Origin of the sequence: Dokdonia sp. R86516 (assembly GCF_044596715.1) — a bacterium.
Classification (GTDB): Bacteria; Bacteroidota; Bacteroidia; order Flavobacteriales; family Flavobacteriaceae; genus Dokdonia.
This window is the reverse complement of record NZ_CP138998.1, coordinates 1,584,120-1,605,260: the sequence shown is the minus strand read 5'-3', so window position 1 is coordinate 1,605,260 and position 21,141 is coordinate 1,584,120. Positions and strand designations below refer to the sequence as shown.

The following is a 21,141-nucleotide window of genomic DNA, read 5'->3' as shown; positions in this document are numbered from 1 at the left end:
TTATAGCCTACTTAAAAGTGCTTTTATTTTGGAAACATTAGAGGTTTGAAGTAAGTTATTTTCATGACCTGCTAGCGAGTGCATTTTTATAACATGATTATACCCAAGCGTGCTACTACTTAAACTACCATGCACTTCTCTAAAACCTTCGTTCTTAAATTTCATGACATTATCAATAGAGATTCCTCCGCCAGGTAAAATAACTATACGATTTCTAGCCGCAGCTTGTAATTCCAACAAGGTTTTATAACCTCCATTCACATCAGCATTCATTCCAGCGGTGAGCACCCTAGTAGCACCTATATTTATGAGTAGCTCTAATGCTTCAAAAACATCGGGCGTCCAATCAAAAGCTCGATGAAAGGTGAAGGGCAGTTCGCCACATTCAGCTATAAGTTGTTTAGTCCTCTCCGCGTCTATTGTAAAGTCTCTATTTAATATCCCAGAAACTATTCCTTGAGCACCTTGCGCTTTCGCGAAAGCGATATCTCGCGACATCACATCAAATTCGGCTTCCGAGTACATAAAATCTCCAGATCTTGGTCTTATAAGCACAAACACAGGAATCTCAAGTTCTTGCAGTACCTTCTCTATCAAACCATGACTAGGAGTAATCCCTCCAAGCGAGAGCTCTTGACATAACTCAATACGGTGCGCACCTGCATCTTGAGCAGCCAGCGCACTCTCAAAGGAATTTGCACAGATTTCTAATTTCATACCTTAAAGGTACTAAACCATTTTAAGCACCAAGTTTTAAAACTAAAGTCGGCATCAAGAATTATGGGTTTTCTGTATCTTAGACACAAACCCACCAAATCAATGCGCTACCTACTCTCTCTTTTTCTTCTCCTACTTACAGTCACTAGTTGCGAACATATTACGGAGGTTACTCCTGCTCAAAAAGATCAAGACCTCATAAGCTATGTGAATCCATTTATTGGCACCGGTGGTCACGGTCATACCTACCCTGGGGCGACCATGCCTTTTGGCATGATGCAACTTAGCCCAGACACACGATTAGATGGTTGGGACGGCTGTTCTGGGTATCACTATGATGATGAGTTTATCTACGGCTTTAGCCATACACACTTAAGCGGAACGGGAGTTTCTGACTATGGAGATATTTTGCTCATGCCTTCTACTTCCATAATGTTTAATAATGGTGCAGATGGAAAACCTGGTTATCGAGATCATTTTACGCATGACACTGAAGTAGCACAACCAGGATATTACAGCGTACATCTAGACAACTCAAATATAGACGTAGCGCTTACTGTAGCTGCTCGTAGCGGTGTGCATAAGTACGCTTTCGCGAAAGCGGACTCTTTAAAAAACTTTGTGATTTTAGATCTTGAGCACCGTGATGAAGTACTAAGCACTAAAATAGACACACTTTCTAGCACAGAACTCTCGGGACATAGACATTCCAAAGCTTGGGCTAGCAACCAAAAGCTGTTTTATTACATCAAAACATCACACAATTTCAAATATCTAAAACAACCAAAAGGGACGAAGAACGGCGCGACATCGCACAAAGCTGCATTGCAGTTTGACAATCCCAAGAATGAAGAAATAATTATAAAAATAGGAATATCTGCCGTAGATGAAGCTGGGGCGAGAAAAAACCTAGAAACCGAAATAGGCAACAAAACCTTTGACCAAGTAAAGCAAGAAGCACAAAGCACTTGGGAAAGTCAGCTAGAAAAAATTATTGTAGAAAGTGAAAACTCAGATTACAAAACTAATTTTTACACTTCGCTGTACCACACCATGCTCGCGCCTAATCTTTATCAAGATGTAGATGGCCGCTACCGAGGTATGGATCTAGAAATTCACAAAACAGACGCTTTTGATTACTATACAGTTTTCTCATTGTGGGATACGTATCGCGCAGCGCATCCCTTATATACCATCATAGAAGAAGAACGAACAAACGATTTTATAAACACCTTTCTTGCTAAATATGAGGAAGGCGGCATTATGCCCATCTGGGATCTAGCTAGCAACTATACTGGCTGTATGATAGGCTACCATGCAGTCCCCGTAATCGCAGATGCCTACCTAAAAGGAATACGTGATTATGATGTAGATAAAGCTTTTGAAGCCATGCTTCATAGTGCCTCGCAAGAAAAACTTGGCCTTGCTTCTTACAAGAAGTACGGTTTTATACCCGCAAATGACGAAGCAGAGTCTGTGTCAAAGACACTAGAATATGCTTATGACGACTGGACCATCGCTCAAATGGCTCAAGAGATGGGTAATGAAGAGATCTATCAAGAATTTACAAAGCGCGCACAGTCTTATAAAAATGTATATGATCCTTCATCTGGTTTTATGAGAGGTCGCATGCGCAACACATGGTTCTCCCCTTTTGATCCGTTTGAAGTAAATTTTAATTATACAGAAGCAAATGCCTGGCAATATAGTCTATATGCACCTCAAGACATAAGTGGTCTTATTCACTTATCTGGAGGAAGCAAGGCTTTTGAAAGAAAACTAGACACACTATTTACAGCAGAGACTACAACTTCTGGTCGTCACCAGCAAGATATCACAGGATTGATAGGACAATATGCACATGGCAATGAACCTAGTCATCACATGGTATATTTATACAACTACATCCAGAAGCCCTGGAAAACTCAAAAGCGTGTGCACGAGATCCTTACTACATTGTACACCAATTCTCCAGATGGTATTTCTGGTAACGAAGATTGTGGTCAAATGAGTGCGTGGTACGTTCTAAGCTCTTTAGGCTTTTATCCTGTAACCCCAGGAAGTAATGAATATGTTATTGGTACTCCTTTATTTGATAAGGCAACTATACGTTTAGAAAATGACAATAGTTTTACCATTGTTGCAGAAAACCTCTCTGAAGAAAATATACATATAGAAAGTGCCTTTATGGATGATAAGGCTTACCCATACTCGTACTTGAAGCATAAAGATATTATGGATGGCGGCGAACTCATTTTTAATATGGCGGCCTCTCATTCCCGATGGGCTAAACACCCTGCTCACAGTCCCAAAACGAGTATTATAGACAATAAATTTACTGCAGCACCCTTCATAGCAAAAGGAGAAGCCAACTTTAAAAAAGCGACCGAAATCACACTCGCTACCACAGATAAAAATGCGGATATTTTTTACGCATTAGAAGAAGATGGCAACAATTTTAAAAAGTATAGAAAACCTTTTAAAGTCAAAAATCATAATACGTTGCGCACCTACGCAAAGGGTCGTCATGGACAAAGTGCTACCATTGAGTCACCACTTTTTAAAATAAATGAGAACTATAGCCTCACACTAGATGCAACATACGCAAATGCTTATAACGCTGGCGGAAATAATGCATTGATAGATGGTGTGAGGGGAGTAAAAGAATTCCGTTCAGGCACATGGCAGGGTTATAATGCTCAAGATGTAGTAGCTACGCTAGACTTAGGTAAAGTACTAAGCATAAGCAGTATTGAAACTGCATTTTTACAAGATCAACGCAGCTGGATTTTCTATCCTACAGAAGTAACATTACTAACATCTCTGGACGGCGAAAATTTTGAAGTCTATCACCAAGAGCAGATTGATGCTGCTGCTCCCGATGAGAATATTGCAATTAAAAATATAACTGGTGAAAAGCAAGCTACACAAGGGCGCTTTATAAAACTTATTGCAAAGACCTTAGGAGATCTTCCAGAGTGGCATTTAGGCTTCCCACATAAAGGAAAGAGCTGGGTATTTATAGACGAGATTGTAGTTCAGTAACAGAATAATTATGGTAGATCAATTAGTTTCAGTACAGTGGCTTAGGCAACATTTTAGTGGTGATAATATCGTATTACTAGATGCAAGCGCTCATTTTAATACTACCGCAAACATACAAGGCGCGCAACATTTTGATATTAAAAACACTTTTAGCGATACACAAAGTGGCTTCCCCAACACATTCCCTAAGCCTGCACAGTTTGAAAAAGAATGCCAAGCCCTCGGCATAAATACCGATAGTCATATTATCATATATGATGACAAAGGGATTTTTACCAGTCCGCGCGTGTGGTGGATGTTCAAAACAATGGGGCATCACAATGTATCTGTTTTAGACGGTGGCCTTCCAGAATGGATAACAAATAATTTTCCGGTTACAACAATTATTGAAGTAAAAAAACCTACAGGCAATTTTAAGGCTCATCTTGATGAGTCTGCTATTAAAACCTACGCTCAAATAGTTGAAAACATCAACACCTCAAACTGCCAACTCATTGATGCCCGATCTAGCGGTAGGTTTAATGGAACTGATCCAGAACCGAGAACTCATATACAAAGCGGCCACATTAAAAACTCCTTAAACTTACCGTATACAGAAGTTTTAGATAATAGAAAGTTCAAGTCTAAGAAAGAATTAAAACTCACTTTCGACAATCTTAATCTTGCAGACACGCCTATTATTTTTAGCTGTGGTTCTGGAATTACAGCCTGTATTATTTTATTTGCTTTCGCTTTAATTTCAGATAAAGAGCGTAGTGTTTATGACGGCTCATGGACAGAATGGGCAGAAAAGCAAGAACTATTTGTTTAATATCAATGCAGTAAATACCGGATTATGAACAGAAGAAAATTTATAAATAAATCGGCAGTTGCGGGAGCTGGTATTGCTACAGGAGCAAGCTTGATGGCATGCAATGACCTCAGCACAGAAAATAGGAAGAAAGGTTATAACGCTTTCGCGAAAGCGAAAAATGAAAATATTATAAAACCATCTCCCATTGCCATTTGCACCTGGGGCTTTTCTGGAGCAACAGCAAAAGCTGGCGAACTTCTAGAAAACGGCACCTCTGCACTCGATGCAATTATAAAAGGCGTCGCTGTGGAAGAGGAAAATATTAAAAATACAACTGTAGGTATAGGAGCCACACCAGACAGAGAAGGTAATGTAACGCTAGATGCTTGCGTGATGAATCCAGAAGGAGATTGCGGAGCTGTGCTTGCTGTTGAAAACATAGTAAATGTGGCTGCACTTGCTCGTAAGGTTATGGAAGAAACACCCCACGTCATCTTAGCAGGAAAAGGCGCCGAAGAATTTGCCTATGAACAAGGGTTCGCTAGACAAAAACTACTCACAGAAGAACGCAAAGAAGCTTGGAAAGAGTGGTTAAAAACTAGTGATTACAAACCGGAAATTAACATAGAGAATCACGATACCATCGGGATGCTAGCAATAGATAGCAATGGGGATATTGCAGGTGCCTGTACTACATCTGGATTAGGTTATAAAATGAAAGGACGCGTAGGAGATTCTCCCATCATAGGATCTGGCCTTTTTATAGATAATGAAGTAGGCGGTGCCGTAGCGACTGGAATGGGAGAAGAAGTACTCAAGACAGTGGGGAGTTTTTTAATAGTAGAGTTAATGCGTTCTGGAATGTCACCACAGGCTGCCTGCGAGGAAGCAATCCATAGAATCACAAAGAAAGGTCCTCGTTATAAAGATTTTCAAATTGCATATATCGCTATGAATAAATCTGGCGAAACTGGCAGTCATTGTATTCACGAAGGATTTACCATGATGAAATATCAAAATAAAAAAAATGAAAATATTTTATCTTCATTTTACGACACAAAAAATAGTTAGGTCATCACGCACATTTGCTACACAAAATAGACACGATGCCTATTTACATCGCCAAAATACACAAAAGACACTATTTTACTAAGGTTAAGTTAATTGCAAAAACTAAAAAACGTTTTTTTAAGGACTGAATTTCAATCAATTAAACACCAAGATCATCGCAGAATTCAATATTACACAATATTCTATTTAAAGATTTGTTATATATTTGCGCAAGCCGTTATGGCAAAAAATATTTAAGACTGTTGTAATTGACTTTAAATAATCAATTATGATTTGGGGTGAAAGCCAAGCATTCTTGCTTGGCTTTCTTTATGCCCTTAAGTCAAGGATTGGCTTTCACAACAAATCATAACGGGGTCGCGAGTAGACAAGCTCTAATGCTAGCACTATTTTAAAACGAGCGGTTTTATGTATTTTTCATTCTTGCTTGGCTTTTACTGTGATTGAGGTTAAGTTCTAATACCCGATATGTTCATTTTTTTCATTGACAAAAAAACGAACCAAAAAAGTCTAGACTTAACCGAACTTTACTAAAAATTTCCCTCGCTACGGCACAAACTAAAAGTCATCGCTGATTATGTCTTTCTAAGCTTATTTTGAAATACGTCTATTATATAGTATTGAATAGGCTGTAGCTAGTTTGCTTAACCCTCCACTCATTTCATTTTTACGAAAAATTCGCTTAAGTCATTAAGTTTGGGCATTACTATTTATCAACACTGCTGCTATATCTAAGTACATCTTCTTACATTTGAGTTTTAGCCGTAATACGCTTTCGCGAAAGCGTAATTCAAAACACCTTCACGTGACCAATACCACCGAGAATACCCAGAAGAGATTATTTTTACTAGATGCATATGCGCTCATTTTTAGGGGGTATTATGCACTCATAAAAAACCCACGTATCACAAGCACCGGCATGGATGTGAGTGCAATTATGGGCTTTACTAATAGTCTTTTTGATGTTATAAAAAGAGAACGTCCAGACCATCTTGCTGTGGCTTTTGACAAAGGTGGAAGCTCTGCACGTGTAGAAGCTTATGAAGATTACAAAGCAAACCGCGATGAAACTCCAGAGGCAATACGCATCGCGATTCCTCATATCCAAGAGATTCTTAGAGCAATGCACATCCCAATTATAGAGCGCCAAGGTGTAGAAGCAGATGACCTCATAGGAACCCTATCTAAGCAAGCCGAAAAGGAAGGTTTTAAGGTTTATATGGTCACACCAGATAAAGACTATGCACAGCTAGTATCTGAAAATATCTTTATGTACAAGCCTGCCAGAATGGGTAACGGTATAGAAATATGGGGTATTCCAGAAGTCCAAAAACGCTTTGAAGTAGAACGCCCAGAACAGGTTATTGATTACCTAGGAATGATGGGTGATGCCTCAGATAACATACCTGGACTTCCAGGTGTGGGCGATAAAACGGCAAAGAAATTTATTGCTGCATATGGATCTATGGAGGGCTTACTTGAAAATACAGATAAGCTCAAAGGTAAAATGAAGGAGAAAGTAATTGCAAATGCAGAGCTAGGCCTACTTTCAAAAAAGCTAGCGACTATCATGCTAGACTGTGATGTAACTTTTGATGCAAAAGATTACGAACTTTCTGAGCCAGATGCCGAGGCTGTGGGTAAAAAGTTTGAAGAGCTTGAGTTCCGCCGAATGAAGGATCAGTTTATCAAAATATTTTCTGGAGAAGCAGATCAAGGAACGCAAGTTTCTTCTACACCTTCGGCAAAGAAAGCAGCTGCTCCTAGTGCTGGAGCTGGTCAGTTTTCATTATTTGGTGGTGATAGCGGGGCGACTGCAGCCGCAGTTTCTGATGCGTCAACACGAAAGACTATAAAAGACACGCAACATTTTTATCAAAAAGTTGATAGTCCGCTTGCGCGAAAATTATTCATACAAAACCTGAACAATCAGTCTTCTGTTTGTTTTGACACAGAAACTACAGGTCTCGATCCGCTCGTTGCAGAACTAGTAGGGATTGCTTTTTCATGGGAAGCAGGAAAAGGTTACTACATACCCTTTCCAGAAAGCAAGGAAGAAGCTCAGGCACTTATAGAAGAGTTGAGACCTTTCTTTGAAAATACCGAAATTGAAAAGATAGGACAGAATTTAAAATACGATATTAAGGTTCTTGCTAAGTATCATGTAAAGGTAAAAGGCAAACTCTTTGATACCATGCTAGCGCATTATCTCATCAACCCAGATATGCGTCACAATATGGACGTACTCGCAGAAACCTACCTTAATTACACACCCGTTTCTATTACAGAACTTATAGGGAAGAAAGGAAAGAACCAGAAATCAATGCGCGATGTTTCTGTAGACGATCAAACAGAATATGCGGTAGAGGATGCAGATATTACTTTACAACTTAAACATCATTTTGAAAAAGAGCTAGACGAGGCTGGTACTCGCAAGCTATTTGATGACATAGAAATTCCGTTATTACGTGTGCTAGCGGCTATGGAGGTAGAAGGAATCAATCTTGATGTATCTTTCTTACAAAGTCTGTCTGGTGATCTCAATGCAGACATAGAGCGTCTTACATCAGAAATTTTCACGGAAGCGGGAGAAGAATTTAATATAGGATCTCCTAAGCAGTTGGGTGAGATTTTATTTGACAAAATGAAACTTGTCGACAAGCCTAAAAAGACTAAAACTGGTCAGTACTCTACTGCCGAAGATGTACTCTCGTATCTTGCAAAAGATCACGACATCATCCAGAAAGTACTAGACTACCGAGGCTTATCAAAATTAAAATCTACCTATGTAGACGCACTACCAGAGCAAGTAGCTCAAGATGGACGCGTGCATACAGATTACATGCAAACGGTTGCAGCTACGGGACGTTTGAGCTCAAACAATCCTAACTTACAGAATATTCCAATTCGTACAGAGCGCGGTCGTCAAGTGCGTAAGGCTTTTGTGCCAAGAGATGAAAATCACACACTACTCGCTGCCGATTATTCTCAAATAGAACTGCGCATTATTGCAGCTTTAAGTGAGGAGGAGAACATGATCCAAGCCTTTACAGATGGAGAAGACATTCACGCTAGTACAGCTGCCAAAGTTTTTAATGTGCCACTAGAAGAAGTTACTCGCGAGCAACGTAGTAATGCAAAAACAGTAAACTTTGGGATAATTTACGGGGTTTCTGCCTTTGGACTTTCTAACCAGACCGATTTATCTCGTGGTGAGGCAAAAGAACTTATAGACAATTATTACAAATCATACCCAAAACTACGCAACTACATGAGCGAGCTTGTTGAGTTTGCGAGAGAAAATGGCTATGTAAAAACAGTGTTAGATAGACGTCGTTACCTTAACGGCATTAACTCCAGCAACGGAGTTGTGCGAGGCGCAGCCGAGCGAAATGCGGTGAATGCCCCTATACAAGGAAGCGCAGCAGATATTATTAAAATCGCGATGATTAATATTTTTGATAAGCTAGAAAACAGCGACTACAAAACAAAGATGCTACTGCAAGTACATGATGAACTTGTTTTTGATGTTCCTAATGACGAGCTAGACGCCATTAAAGAGCTCATCAAGACAGAAATGGAAAGTGCTTTTAAGATGGCCGTGCCGCTTGATGTTGAGGTTGGACTGGGACAGAATTGGCTTGAGGCGCATTAGAGTTAAGTCATATGCAAAGATTTTCAATTATTTTATTAACCTTATTAGTTTTCAGTTCTTGCGATATAAGAAGTGCAGATGATTACTACGATGAGGCTTTTGATCTGGAAAAAGATGGCAAATATGAAGAGGCTATAAGGCTTCTGAATAAAGCTATTAGCAAAAGACGAAACTTTCGACCAGCATTAATTAATCGCGGTGCTGACAAATCTATGATTGGTGATTTTGAAGGCGCAATTGAGGACTACAAACTTATTCTTGCATTTGATCCCGATAACACCATGGTCTTAAACAATATTGGCAATAATTTTAAGCGCCTTGAAAAGTATCAGATAGCGATAAATTATTATAACGAAGCTCTTAAAACAGAAGGTGCCATAAAAAGTGATAGTATAAGACTATTTATTAATTATGCAGGTAGATGGGACAGTGATTCTGACTACCGTGTAAAAGATTTTGAAATAATACACGAAAGAGGAATAGCTCATTTAAATCTCAGTAATTATAATTCTGCCATAGAAGATTTAAAAACCTCAATAAAATATGGATTTGAAATTGGCAATAGCCACAACTGGCTGGGTCAAACATTTCTCAAATTAAATGACACATTAAATGCCCGAAAACATTTAAAAGAGGCTGTAACCTATGGATTTATTGATGCGGAAAATTTATTAAAAGGTTTAAAAAAAAGTGAATAGATTAGTCTACAATATTACAAAAATGGAATTTTAATAATTCTTTTTTTATTTCCTAAATCCTCGTCACTACTTTTGAATCTTATACCTTGTTGGTCAAATTACAACTGATTTAGCTCAAAATTGGCTTGAGGCGCATTAAAAATAGCTTAGATAAATTAACATCTGAAAATTAGTAATTAAACATTTATTAACAATAATATACAAGTAAATTATTGAGTTAAAGTATAGATTTGGCGCTTATTAAAATCTAACAAATCAATACCAATGAAAACACTCAAAAACATCAGTTTATTAGCCCTCTTTTTATTTGCTGTAGGAGCAAGTAACATGAATGCTCAAAAATTAAAAGCATTTGGAAGTTCAATTGAAAAAAAGGTAGGTCCTGTTTCTAAAAGAGTACCTTATCTAGACGTAGTAAGCTATTTAGGTCACGCTGCTCCTGGTACGGAAAATGAAATCAAAGATGGAAAGAAATTCTACTACATTTACCTATGGGTTCCTGCTGTAGCCCCAGAACTAGGATTGAGAATGATGTCTCCTGCTGGAAAAGCAAAAACTAAAAACCCAATTATAGGTGCTGGATATGAAGAGAATAAAGACTCAAAAGATTATTTTGATACTTACATTACTTTAGAAAGATCTAGTGTGTTTACAAAAGATGGAATTGCAGGTTCTGCAAATGCAACTTGGACTACCCTTGAAAGAAATGATGATAGTGGAGAAATGCCTAAGCAACCTAGTGGCCGTAAGTACAACTCTTTACTACGCTACGAAAGCCAAGCAAGCAACCCTTTAAAAGCATTAACTAAAGGATTATACAGAATAGGTTTTACTACTTACAAAACAGGTGAAGTAAATGGTACTTTCTTAGCTCAAATAGGTTCTCCAGTAAAATTACCTGGAGTTGTGATGTCTAACACACTAGAAGGACTTCTAGAGCAAATGGACTAATTAGTATTCATTACTAAACTGTCTTCAACTACGCTTTATAAAAGCAGTTAAAAATAAAAGCCCAAATATCTTGCGATATTTGGGCTTTCTTATTTGTACTATATTATATTTTCTAGTTACTCTCTCACGTAAGTAGATATTGCCATTGTATCGTCAAAACCTCCCATAGGTGCATTATTTAATAAGTCTCTAGTAAGTGTTTCTTCAAATCTCAATGTATCCCTATCTTCAGAGAGCAACCCTACAATACTATTATCAATAGTTACTGTTCTCTCGGTCTGCACATATGACGGAGGATTTACATAGTTGACTACTACTAAGCATATAAATTCGTTTAAATGACCATTCCCATCATCATCTACACATGTAGTAATAGGATAAGGCGGTATCACCGTGTTATCCGATCCAAAAGTAATCTGTTGCGGACTCAGAACTGCTCCGTTTTCCTCCAATAAGTTAGTTGAAAGAATACCATCATTATTTAAATCTAATGGCACGGTAATCTCGTAAGATATTTGTTTGTACACACCTCCCTTGACGCTGTCTTTCTTACTAACATCGTCATCACCGCAGCTACAAAAGCTAAGAGCTACAAGAGAAAAAATATTAATCCGTTTCATAGTTAAATTTACTATTTCAAATATAGAGCGTTCTTGCATTAGATTATTAATTAAGTGTAACAATTTTAACATTTCACTTAAATCTATGGGGATCACATATTTCAATTGCATAAAAAAGCCAGACATTCATTAGTTGAATATCTGGCTTTGATTTATGAATAGCAACTTACTACTATTGCTTTTGATAGGTTACTGTTGCCACCTCTTGTTCTGAAGTGGTCGTTCCACCAACATTAATATCTATGGCGTTTTCAACTTTATAGGATACCGCAAAGTACGTTTCTCCCTTTACAGATAACTTATTTTGATTTTCGTCACTTGAGCAACTCAATTTTAGAATAAACAACACTAACGCTATATACTTCATTTTAAGTGTTTTTATTTAAACATAGTAATAATTATCACGCTTTCGCGAAAGCGCAACAAAAAAATAAATATTTAAATTTCAATTTCTCAAAATTCAAATATTAAATAATTTTAAGATTACCAACTTATCGATATGCTTTATAAAGCACAACAATCTGATTAGTTCTATCAATTGTTTCTCCTGTTGTTCCACTGACAATTGATCCATTGAGAAAACGATCTACATTAAGTGTAAATCCATCTGTATTAAAACTATCGAGAGAAGCCCTTATAAAACCTTCATGGCTAGTACCGCTTGACCCACCACTTGTACCATTATCAGAAAGTGGCAATCCATTATTATTAACAAAATAAGCTGCTATACAATAGTCTTCTGAAGCATAAGTACCTATGTTATTAATACTTGAACCACTAAAAGCATTAGAAATCACTTGTTGGTCTATCATACCAGAGGCTCCATTGATTGCATAACCAGTAGTCATTCCTCCAGCCATTCTTATATCGTTTGAATTATTGGTGCCAGATCTAGCTGTACCTTCATCAAAACCTTGCACTCTATTTATAGCTGTAAACTCGATAGAACTAGGCTCAAAACCTACTCCCGTCACACTAATTGTTCCTAAGGCATTTATAAGAATCTTACCAAAACGTACCGAACTTTGGTTTGCTCGTGCTACTTGATTCCACTGACTATCTTGCCAAAAATAAAATCCTTTTGAAGTTAAAGCACCATCACCTGTATTGTATACCATAGTACCTTCTATGAGATTAGGTCCATTAGGGTTTACTACAGTAGTAACATCGGATATGGAATTTAAATCTACACGTGGGATTAGAAGACCACTATCACTACTTGTTATATCAAGAGCTGCATAAGGTGATACTGTCCCTACGCCTACTTGACTATAGCTAACTGTTTTAAATAAAACGAATACTAGTACTAAAATTAGTCCTTGCCTCACTCCTATCATTTATCAAAAATTTTAAATGTTAATCGTATAGTTTCTACATAATTACAAATTACTAAAGTGATAGCAATAGAAAAAACACACACTTTACAAATTTTTGAGAAATACGCATTTACAACACAAATCTATAGGTCCACTTTACTAAAAACGTATTTCTAATTTGCTTTCCTAGCACCTGACTATCAAAAGCTTCGGTAAGATTTTCTCCAGAAGACGCTCCTCCTTCTATTCCCTGTGACCATACCAAAAACACTTCTGAACCTGGGATGTACTCCCACCTTGCCACAAGATTAGAACGAAACTGCACAAAATTAAAATCTGGATTACCAAAACTATAATCTGTCACACCATCCATATCTTCATCTACGGCATAGCCGCCATCTATCTCACTTATTTGGTTCTGATTAAATAAAGTAACTCGCTCATTGAGATTTTCATTCTCACTATCTGCCACAAAATTAAAATTAGAATAACTTCCTTTTGCTAGGAATGGTTGTGCATAGTACTGTATGGTAAAATTAGGATTGATATTGTAATTAACACGCAACGTTGCACTCAGCGTTTCTTGCTCAATCTCCCCAGTTATATATCTCGTCCCGAAGGTCGCAGGCGCATACGACTGCTGTGATACGTATTGCGTTTTATTAGGGTTCATATCATATTGCGTAGAGAGTGATAAACTCAATGCGTCTAGCGGCTGGTAGTTGAGACGTAGCTCATACCTATTTAAGGAAAAGTTATCTTGTTTTGCTTGAGAATTTACATATATCGCGATTGCACTTAATTTCTTACGTTGATCTGTACCCACAGCAGCAAAATAAAAATTCTCTTCATTAAATCTCCATCGTGGCCCGCCACGTAAGAAGGAGTTTATAAATATGCGAGGTTTATGTGCTCCTCCTACTTCTGTAAACCAATTGTTCTTCCAATTAATTTCTGCTCTACCTTCATACTGAATACGGTTGAAGTTTCCATCAAAATCATATTGCGTGGTTTGCTCTACCCCTACATTTGCTTGTCTATACCAAGAAGTTGAGTTATTCCAAAAGCGCCTCACACTTGCAAATTGCACAATACGATCTGCGCGACGCAAGAAGCCTATGTCATTAAGTTCTAATCCAGGAGATCTCCAGTTTCCTCCTAGTTCGTATCTCCACTTACCGCTCCCTCTACCTACAGCTAGATTACCACCAGTTCCTGAGAGACTTGTCGCATCTGGGTCTACTTCTAGATGATTTGCATCTACTCGCTGGTATAAATGTGTAAGTGACGTCTGCGTATTTAAAATAGCTTGAGGGTCTCCATTTACACGACTGATAATACCACGACCTTCTACATAATACTTGCGATCTTTCCAGTTATGTCTAAAATCAATTCCTCCAGTATAAGCTTGGGTATGGAGAAAATCTAGACTACGCTCCATATCTCTATGTGTTGTGGTAAATATCCCGCCTACAAAAGAGTTACGGTCATTAAAGTCTTTCTGTATACGACCTACAAAATAATTAGTAAGTGGCTCGACTAGCTCTTTGCGCTTTTGTCCTAAAAGTCCATCTAACTCTAGAGGGTCTGTAATCTCTTCTCGATTGTCTATTTCAATCTCGGCAAATTCTTTTCCCGTCACACTTTCTAGTACACCTATTGTCCAGCCATCTTTTGTTTTACCACTAAACTTTGCCGCTCCTAATATGGTAGTATTGGTAGGAAAATCTTCATACTCTCCTTTTGAGGCATCAAAGGTGGTCCCTCCCTGCGGAGTGCGCCCTATACGTCTCGGGAAAAACACATTATCTGCACCACCACCTACTCTAAAATCAAAGACACTCTTATTCTCTACAAAGAAAGGACGACGCTCTTCAAAAAATATTTCAAACCCGTCTAATGCAATAGCGCCAGGATCTGCATCTACTTGTCCAAAATCTGGATTCACAGTAAGATCAAGTGTCAAATCATTAGTAATTCCAATTTTTGCATCGAGACCTACATTCCCTCCAAAATCATCTCCATCTCTAAAAGGGTTTCCTGCTTCTTCCTCAAAAGTGTCATACTGACCCAATACAAAAGGTTGAATCTCTAATTGTTTCTGTGGTTTGATTCCTTTAATTCCACGTAATTCTCCAAATTCGCTCACCCATCCCGGAGGATTTGCTGGTAAAGGTTGCCATGTAGAACGCTCTTCATTTGCAAAGTAGCGTCTTGTAGACTGTATGCCCCAGGTCTGAACATCTTCTGCACTAAAACGTAGCTGACTCAAAGGTATACGCATTTCTGCCGTCCAGCCCTGTTCATCTTCTCCCGTGGCTAAATACCAGATAGGATTCCAGCTACTATCAAAGTTTCCGTTATTTGACACAAACTCATCGCCTTTTACTCCAGAAGCAGAGGCAGTAAAAGAAAAAGCCGTACGATCGTCATTATAACTATCTATATTGATCTCTACCCAATCACCAGGAAAATCATCTCGACGCCCTAGCCTTCTCTCTATTTTAGACTTATCACTTTCAAGACAATGAAAAGCCACATAAAGATTTTTATCGTCGTAAGTAATTTTCATTTTAGTCTGTTTAGTGGGTGGTGCCCCCACATCTGGCTCAAATTGCAAGTAATCTGTAGACCACTCCACATTTTTCCATGCTGTATCAGAGAGGTCTCCATCTATATCTGGAGCCTCTCCGTTAACAGCAATTGTGTTGTAGACTTTCTTGGGGAGGCTAGACTCAGTAGCTTCTGTTTGTGCTACTAAGCTCAGGGAACTTAGGAAAAAGAGTACGATTACTACTCGGAGTTGATTGATAGTAAGTAACATTGGTTTGGTTTTGATTGATGCTACTTGAAAGACTCTACAGCTCTGTAAATGTGACAGCAACAAACACGCTTTATGATTATCTTAACATTTTAAGTGGAGAAGTACGCTTTCGCGAAAGCGTGAAAAATCAAGTATTATGAGCATTTTTAGAACTACTTTATAATACTTATTTGACAAAGAAAAAGAACAATATAAAATATAGTCAGACAGACGTTTGTGTGATAAATAAATTTATGTACTTTTGCAAACCCGTTTTTAGGCGGGAAATGGAATGTTTAATTAAAATTAATTAGTGTGGACGCATTAAGTTACAAAACAGTATCTGCAAACAAAGCTACCGTAAACAAGGAGTGGGTTTTGATAGATGCAGACGGACAAACGCTAGGTCGTATGTCTTCTATCGTAGCTAAGTTTTTACGCGGTAAGTACAAGCCAAGCTTTACACCTCACGTAGATTGTGGAGATAACGTTGTTATCATAAACGCTGCAAAGGTGCAATTATCAGGAAACAAGTGGACGGAAAAATCATATATCCGTCACACAGGTTATCCAGGTGGGCAACGTAGTCTTACAGCAAGAGAGCTTTACGAGAAAGATCCTACACGTGTAGTAGAAGCTGCCGTGAAAGGGATGTTACCAAAAAACAAATTGGGGAGTGCTATCTTCCGCAACCTTAAAGTGTATGCAGGAGCAGAGCACGATCAGGAAGCGCAGAAGCCTCGTGCCATTAACCTAAACGAAATTAAGTAAATGGAGACTTTACACAAAATCGGTCGTCGTAAGACCGCAGTAGCTCGTGTTTACCTTTCTGAAGGAAAAGGAAACATCACTATTAACAAAAAAGAACTGAACAACTACTTCCCTACAGGAACACTTCAGTACAAAGTAAACCAACCACTTGTTATGACTAACAATGAAGGTAACTTTGATATTAAAGTAAACGTTTATGGTGGTGGTATTACTGGTCAAGCTGAGGCTATCAGACTTGCTCTTTCTAGAGCGATGTGTGAGCTAGACGAAGAAAATCGTCTTATCCTTAAGCCAGAAGGACTTCTTACTCGTGACCCAAGAATGGTGGAACGTAAGAAATTTGGTCAGAAGAAAGCACGTAAGAAATTCCAATTCTCTAAGCGTTAATATTTCGCTTTGCTCTCAAGTGGTTTTATTACTACAGAGAGACTATTGGAAACTGATTACTATCAAAATTTAAAATTAATTGAAATGTTGTCGTTGCTTATTATGCTTTCGCGAAAGCGGAGTCTAATAAGGTTAGTTTAGCATCTAAACTTCGTGAACTCGGAGTTGCTAATTTTAATGTCCAACGGAACGTAAACTATTACAAAAATGGCAAACAACATCGAAATAAAAGAATTGCTTGATGCAGGTGTACACTTTGGACACCTCACAAGAAGATGGGATCCAAACATGGCACCGTATATCTATATGGAGCGCAATGGGATACACATCATCAATCTTTACAAAACTGCAGCAAAGATAGAAGAGACTTGCGAGGCTCTTCAAAAGATTGCTGCTTCAGGTAGAAAAATACTCTTTGTAGCTACCAAAAAACAAGCTAAAGATATCGTAGCTGAAAAAGCACGTAACGCAAATATGCCGTACATCACAGAAAGATGGCCTGGTGGAATGCTTACTAACTTTGTTACAATACGTAAGGCTGTTAAGAAAATGCAGACAATCGACCAGATGAAAAAAGACGGTCGTTTTGATACACTTTCTAAGAAAGAAAAACTACAGATGAACCGTCTTCGTGAGAAGCTTGACAAAAACCTTGGTTCTATTTCAGATATGACTCGTCTTCCAGGCGCTCTATTTGTAGTAGATATCAAGAGAGAGCACATCGCGATTAAAGAAGCTCAAAAATTAAACATTCCAATTTTTGCAATGGTAGATACTAACTCTGATCCAAGAGAAGTAGATTATCTTATCCCTGCAAATGATGATGCTTCTAAATCTATAGACAAAATCGTAGGTTTCGTTTCTGAAGCTGTTAGCGCTGGTCTTGCAGATCGTAAAGCTGGAAAAGATGCTCAAAAAGAAGGTGCAGATGCCCCTAAAAAAGAAGCAAAAGCTCCTAAAGCTCAGCCTGCAAAAGCACCTGTAGCTGCTAGCGAAGAAGAAGAATAATAACTATTTGATAATACTTAAAAGTCGTCTACTTCTTTTCTTTGTTGAAAACGAATAGACGACTTTTTTCAATTTTAAAACCTTATATATCATGGCAAACATTACCGCCGCAGACGTAAAGAAATTAAGAGAAGCTACTGGAGCTGGAATGATGGACTGTAAAAAAGCCCTAGTTGAAGCAGATGGTAACTTTGATGAGGCAATCACTGTACTACGCAAAAAAGGACAGAAAGTTGCTGAAAAGAGAGCAGATAGAGATTCTTCTGAAGGTGTAGTTATTGCAAAGATCAATGCAGATAACACACGCGGAGTTGTTGTATCACTTAACTGTGAGACTGACTTTGTAACAAAAAACGATTCTTTTATCGAGCTAGCTACAAAAATGGGAGAAATCGCATTAAGCGTAAACTCTAAAGAAGAAATGCTTGCTGCAGATTTTGACGGAATGACTGTTACAGAAAAGCTTATCGAGCAAACTGGTGTAATAGGTGAGAAAATCGAAATAGGAGGTTATGAGACATTAGAAGCTCCTTTTGTAGGTTCTTATGTACACGGTAACAAAATAGGTGCCCTAGTAGGTCTTAGTGCTGCTACTGATAACGCTGCAGAAGTTGCAAAGAGCGTTTCTATGCAAGTAGCATCTATGGGAGCAAACACGCTTTCTTACAAAGATTTTGACCCTGCATTTGTAGCATCAGAAACTGAGGCACGTATTGCTGCTATCGAAAAAGATAATATTGAATTAGGTCGTCTTGGGAAGACTCTTAAAAACGTACCTCAATATATCTCTATGTCACAACTTACTGAAGAAGTAATGGCACAGGCAGAGGCAGATATTAAAGAACAATTAAAAGCAGAAGGTAAGCCAGAAAAAATCTGGGATAACATTGTACCTGGTAAAGTAGCTCGTTTTGTTGCAGACAACACGACTCTTGATCACGAGCAAGCGTTACTTGACCAACGTTTTATTATGGATGAAAGCCAGAACGTAGCAGAATTTGTTGCTTCAAAAGGTGATGCATCTGTAGTAGCTTTTAAAAGAGTTTCTCTAGCTTAATCGCTTTACAAACTTTATTGATATTTAAAACGCCTCCATCTGGAGGCGTTTTTTTATTTAGGTCTTTTAAAGAAGCCTAAGAATTGTACTGATCCATTATCGATACAGACACCTCTTTACTTCTACTTATGGCAATAGGCAATACCATTAAGTTCATTAGTGAGCACAAACATTGCTTTGAGTTCAAGAGCATAGCCATCTTTTTCATCTCGCAATGCCTCAATAACCTTATTGCTTACAAGAAAATTACCTGGTCTAACGGAGCTCGGGTCTTTTTGTAATTGGAATTTAAAACGGGTGGTAACATTACCATTACTTGCCTTATAACTCTTGCCAAGCTTGTTGTAAATCATATCGTCCTCGTTAGAATAAGAGTCTTTTACTTGCTCAACATCTAATTGACAATGCAATTCATTAATGAGCGGCATCATAATATCTTCCTCTCCATCTACGTCGTAAACAAATCCTTGTATGTAATAGATAACATCCAGTTGCTTATCGAGCTTACTAAAGACAATATCTGTTTTAATTTCTATATCAATACCGCTTGATGCGTTACCAATAACTTTTAATGATGTAGCTTGTAGTTTTGCCATTGTATGTTGTTTTTGTGATTACGACCCCAAAATTATAATGAGTATGACACAAACCAATACCACTTCACCCTTAAAACAAAGCATCAAAACACTCTAAGTCAAAAGATTAAAACCCCATCACACCTTCCTAAATAAAACGAATCTTCAATCACAATCAAGTTAATTGGTTTAAAGAAGATATTTATTTTACAAAAGCCCGCTTTCGCGAAAGCGTAAAAAACCATTGCCACACATTTTTAAATCATTCTGTTTAAATAGTATATTTGCATAACTACACAGACTATGAAATATAAAAGAATATTACTTAAACTTTCTGGTGAGGCCTTAATGGGAGATCGCCAGTACGGAATAGATCCTAACCGTCTTGCAGAATATGCAGAAGACATTAAAGCAGTAACAGAAAAAGGTGTTGAAGTTGCTATTGTTATAGGTGGCGGAAATATCTTTAGAGGTGTAGCGGGAGCTAGCAAAGGAATGGATCGCGTGCAAAGTGATCACATGGGAATGCTTGCCACTGTAATAAATGGCCTAGCTCTACAAGACGCGCTAGAACAAGCAGACGTAAAAACAAGACTACAAACAGCGGTGAAAATTAATGAAGTAGCCGAGCCTTTTATACGCCGTAAAGCGATGGCACATCTTAAAAAGGGACGTGTTGTCATTTTTGGAGCAGGTACAGGTAATCCATACTTTACTACAGACTCTGCCGCAGTACTAAGAGCGATCGAGGTAGAGGCAGATGTAATTTTAAAGGGAACAAGAGTAGATGGTATTTATAACTCAGATCCTGAGAAAAATACAGATGCTATTAAGTATGACCATATCTCTTTTGACGATGTGTTACGTAAAGGATTAAAAGTGATGGACACTACTGCATTTACATTAAGCCAGGAGAATGAACTACCTATTATTGTTTTTGATATGAACACACGAGGTAACTTAATGAAAGTAGTCTCTGGTGATGCGATAGGTACTACCGTAAACTAACGTCAAGAGAATTGGCTCAATTTTTGTAAACTTGCTATCATAATTATATTACCATGAACGAAGATTTAAAATTTATAGTAGATACTGCCAAAGAAGCAATGGATGATGCCATTGTACACTTAGCAAAACGATTACTTACCATACGTGCAGGAAAAGCAAGCCCAGCAATGCTACAAGGTTTAATGGTAAGCTATTACGGGAGCCCTACGCCTTTGAGCCAAGTGGCAAATGTAAACACTCCAGATGGTCGCACAATAACTGTACAGCCGTGGGAGAAAAGCTTAATGCAAGAGATTGAAAAAGCTATTATAAATGCAAACTTAGGTTTTAACCCTATGAATAATGGGGAAAACATTATCATTAACGTTCCGCCACTTACAGAGGAAAGACGTAAAGATCTTGTAAAACAAGCTCGCTCAGAAGCAGAAGACTCAAAGGTAGGTGTGCGTAATGACCGTAAAAATGCCAATAACGATATCAAAAAAGTAGATGACGCCTCTGAAGATGAAAAGGCAAATGCAGAAGTAGATATCCAGAAGCTTACAGATATTCATATCAAGAAGATAGAAGAAGTCTTAAGTAAGAAAGAAGAAGAGATTATGACTGTATAATACTACAGACGTTAAACAATTATAAAAAAGCGACCATGTGGTCGCTTTTTTAATA

General features: G+C 38.0%; 18 protein-coding genes. 12 read left to right on the top strand and 6 right to left on the bottom strand.

Features of this window, described 5'->3' with window-relative positions; translation table 11 throughout:
- A complete protein-coding gene (locus SJY23_RS07315; RefSeq protein WP_396598028.1) occupies positions 1-717 on the bottom strand; it encodes a copper homeostasis protein CutC in 717 nt (238 codons plus the stop codon).
- A 102-nt stretch (positions 718-819) separates the two neighbouring features.
- On the opposite strand from SJY23_RS07315, the gene SJY23_RS07310 reads away from it, so the two are divergent.
- From SJY23_RS07310 to SJY23_RS07285, 6 genes are all read left to right on the top strand, one after another.
- Positions 820-3,762 carry a GH92 family glycosyl hydrolase gene (locus tag SJY23_RS07310; protein WP_396598027.1) on the top strand — a complete coding sequence of 981 codons (2,943 nt, stop codon included), beginning with the start codon at positions 820-822 and terminating at the stop codon, positions 3,760-3,762.
- Positions 3,763-3,772: 10 nt separating this feature from the next.
- Positions 3,773-4,573 (top strand): sulfurtransferase, encoded by an 801-nt coding sequence (locus tag SJY23_RS07305; protein ID WP_396598026.1) that lies wholly within the window; start codon positions 3,773-3,775, stop codon positions 4,571-4,573.
- Positions 4,574-4,597: 24 nt separating this feature from the next.
- On the top strand, positions 4,598-5,626 hold the full coding sequence (locus SJY23_RS07300; protein ID WP_396598025.1) for an isoaspartyl peptidase/L-asparaginase family protein: 1,029 nt from the start codon (positions 4,598-4,600) through the stop codon (positions 5,624-5,626).
- Between the two features lie 805 nt (positions 5,627-6,431).
- Positions 6,432-9,281: a DNA polymerase I gene (gene polA, locus SJY23_RS07295; protein ID WP_396598024.1), complete on the top strand. Its 2,850-nt coding sequence runs from the start codon at positions 6,432-6,434 to the stop codon at positions 9,279-9,281.
- Positions 9,282-9,292: 11 nt separating this feature from the next.
- Entirely contained in the window at positions 9,293-9,979 is a 687-nt protein-coding gene (locus SJY23_RS07290; protein WP_396598023.1) for a tetratricopeptide repeat protein, read from the top strand.
- 264 nt (positions 9,980-10,243) lie between these two features.
- A complete protein-coding gene (locus tag SJY23_RS07285) occupies positions 10,244-10,930 on the top strand; it encodes a LipL32 family surface lipoprotein (RefSeq protein WP_396598022.1) in 687 nt (228 codons plus the stop codon).
- A gap of 116 nt (positions 10,931-11,046) precedes the next feature.
- Here SJY23_RS07285 and SJY23_RS07280 read toward each other — a convergent pair whose 3' ends face one another.
- The 4 genes from SJY23_RS07280 to SJY23_RS07265 all read right to left on the bottom strand — a co-directional run bounded on the left by SJY23_RS07280 (position 11,047) and on the right by SJY23_RS07265 (position 15,690).
- Positions 11,047-11,550 carry a hypothetical protein gene (locus SJY23_RS07280; RefSeq protein ID WP_396598021.1) on the bottom strand — a complete coding sequence of 168 codons (504 nt, stop codon included), beginning with the start codon at positions 11,548-11,550 and terminating at the stop codon, positions 11,047-11,049.
- Between the two features lie 172 nt (positions 11,551-11,722).
- Entirely contained in the window at positions 11,723-11,917 is a 195-nt protein-coding gene (locus tag SJY23_RS07275) for a hypothetical protein (protein WP_396598020.1), read from the bottom strand.
- 124 nt (positions 11,918-12,041) lie between these two features.
- Positions 12,042-12,887 carry a hypothetical protein gene (locus SJY23_RS07270; RefSeq protein WP_396598019.1) on the bottom strand — a complete coding sequence of 282 codons (846 nt, stop codon included), beginning with the start codon at positions 12,885-12,887 and terminating at the stop codon, positions 12,042-12,044.
- Between the two features lie 109 nt (positions 12,888-12,996).
- Entirely contained in the window at positions 12,997-15,690 is a 2,694-nt protein-coding gene (locus SJY23_RS07265; protein WP_396598018.1) for a DUF5916 domain-containing protein, read from the bottom strand.
- Positions 15,691-15,984: 294 nt separating this feature from the next.
- On the opposite strand from SJY23_RS07265, the gene rplM reads away from it, so the two are divergent.
- From rplM to tsf, 4 genes are all read left to right on the top strand, one after another.
- On the top strand, positions 15,985-16,440 hold the full coding sequence (gene rplM / locus SJY23_RS07260; RefSeq protein ID WP_035334577.1) for a 50S ribosomal protein L13: 456 nt from the start codon (positions 15,985-15,987) through the stop codon (positions 16,438-16,440).
- Positions 16,441-16,827 carry a 30S ribosomal protein S9 gene (rpsI, locus tag SJY23_RS07255; RefSeq protein ID WP_013750177.1) on the top strand — a complete coding sequence of 129 codons (387 nt, stop codon included), beginning with the start codon at positions 16,441-16,443 and terminating at the stop codon, positions 16,825-16,827. It abuts the gene before it with no gap.
- Between the two features lie 207 nt (positions 16,828-17,034).
- Entirely contained in the window at positions 17,035-17,835 is an 801-nt protein-coding gene (rpsB, locus tag SJY23_RS07250; protein ID WP_035334578.1) for a 30S ribosomal protein S2, read from the top strand.
- Between the two features lie 91 nt (positions 17,836-17,926).
- Entirely contained in the window at positions 17,927-18,892 is a 966-nt protein-coding gene (tsf, locus tag SJY23_RS07245) for a translation elongation factor Ts (RefSeq protein WP_035334579.1), read from the top strand.
- A gap of 122 nt (positions 18,893-19,014) precedes the next feature.
- Here the strand turns inward: tsf and SJY23_RS07240 are convergent, their stop codons facing one another.
- On the bottom strand, positions 19,015-19,488 hold the full coding sequence (locus SJY23_RS07240; protein WP_396598017.1) for a hypothetical protein: 474 nt from the start codon (positions 19,486-19,488) through the stop codon (positions 19,015-19,017).
- Between the two features lie 282 nt (positions 19,489-19,770).
- Between SJY23_RS07240 and pyrH the strand changes: the two genes are divergently transcribed.
- Both pyrH and frr read left to right on the top strand, forming a co-directional pair.
- Positions 19,771-20,475: a UMP kinase gene (gene pyrH / locus SJY23_RS07235; RefSeq protein ID WP_035334584.1), complete on the top strand. Its 705-nt coding sequence runs from the start codon at positions 19,771-19,773 to the stop codon at positions 20,473-20,475.
- 53 nt (positions 20,476-20,528) lie between these two features.
- A complete protein-coding gene (gene frr, locus SJY23_RS07230) occupies positions 20,529-21,086 on the top strand; it encodes a ribosome recycling factor (protein WP_396598016.1) in 558 nt (185 codons plus the stop codon).
- Positions 21,087-21,141 lie beyond the last annotated feature (55 nt).

What these genes read in the sequence shown, in the direction of transcription:
- SJY23_RS07300 (WP_396598025.1), top strand. Translation starts at nt 4,598, where the DNA reads ATGAACAGAAGAAAATTTATAAATAAATCGGCAGTTGCGGGAGCTGGT.
- rpsI (WP_013750177.1), top strand. Translation starts at nt 16,441, where the DNA reads ATGGAGACTTTACACAAAATCGGTCGTCGTAAGACCGCAGTAGCTCGT.
- SJY23_RS07240 (WP_396598017.1), bottom strand. Translation starts at nt 19,488, where the DNA reads ATGGCAAAACTACAAGCTACATCATTAAAAGTTATTGGTAACGCATCA.
- SJY23_RS07270 (WP_396598019.1), bottom strand. Translation starts at nt 12,887, where the DNA reads ATGATAGGAGTGAGGCAAGGACTAATTTTAGTACTAGTATTCGTTTTA.
- SJY23_RS07265 (WP_396598018.1), bottom strand. Translation starts at nt 15,690, where the DNA reads ATGTTACTTACTATCAATCAACTCCGAGTAGTAATCGTACTCTTTTTC.
- tsf (WP_035334579.1), top strand. Translation starts at nt 17,927, where the DNA reads ATGGCAAACATTACCGCCGCAGACGTAAAGAAATTAAGAGAAGCTACT.
- pyrH (WP_035334584.1), top strand. Translation starts at nt 19,771, where the DNA reads ATGAAATATAAAAGAATATTACTTAAACTTTCTGGTGAGGCCTTAATG.
- SJY23_RS07275 (WP_396598020.1), bottom strand. Translation starts at nt 11,917, where the DNA reads ATGAAGTATATAGCGTTAGTGTTGTTTATTCTAAAATTGAGTTGCTCA.
- SJY23_RS07290 (WP_396598023.1), top strand. Translation starts at nt 9,293, where the DNA reads ATGCAAAGATTTTCAATTATTTTATTAACCTTATTAGTTTTCAGTTCT.
- SJY23_RS07280 (WP_396598021.1), bottom strand. Translation starts at nt 11,550, where the DNA reads ATGAAACGGATTAATATTTTTTCTCTTGTAGCTCTTAGCTTTTGTAGC.
- SJY23_RS07285 (WP_396598022.1), top strand. Translation starts at nt 10,244, where the DNA reads ATGAAAACACTCAAAAACATCAGTTTATTAGCCCTCTTTTTATTTGCT.
- SJY23_RS07315 (WP_396598028.1), bottom strand. Translation starts at nt 717, where the DNA reads ATGAAATTAGAAATCTGTGCAAATTCCTTTGAGAGTGCGCTGGCTGCT.
- SJY23_RS07310 (WP_396598027.1), top strand. Translation starts at nt 820, where the DNA reads ATGCGCTACCTACTCTCTCTTTTTCTTCTCCTACTTACAGTCACTAGT.
- frr (WP_396598016.1), top strand. Translation starts at nt 20,529, where the DNA reads ATGAACGAAGATTTAAAATTTATAGTAGATACTGCCAAAGAAGCAATG.
- SJY23_RS07305 (WP_396598026.1), top strand. Translation starts at nt 3,773, where the DNA reads ATGGTAGATCAATTAGTTTCAGTACAGTGGCTTAGGCAACATTTTAGT.
- rpsB (WP_035334578.1), top strand. Translation starts at nt 17,035, where the DNA reads ATGGCAAACAACATCGAAATAAAAGAATTGCTTGATGCAGGTGTACAC.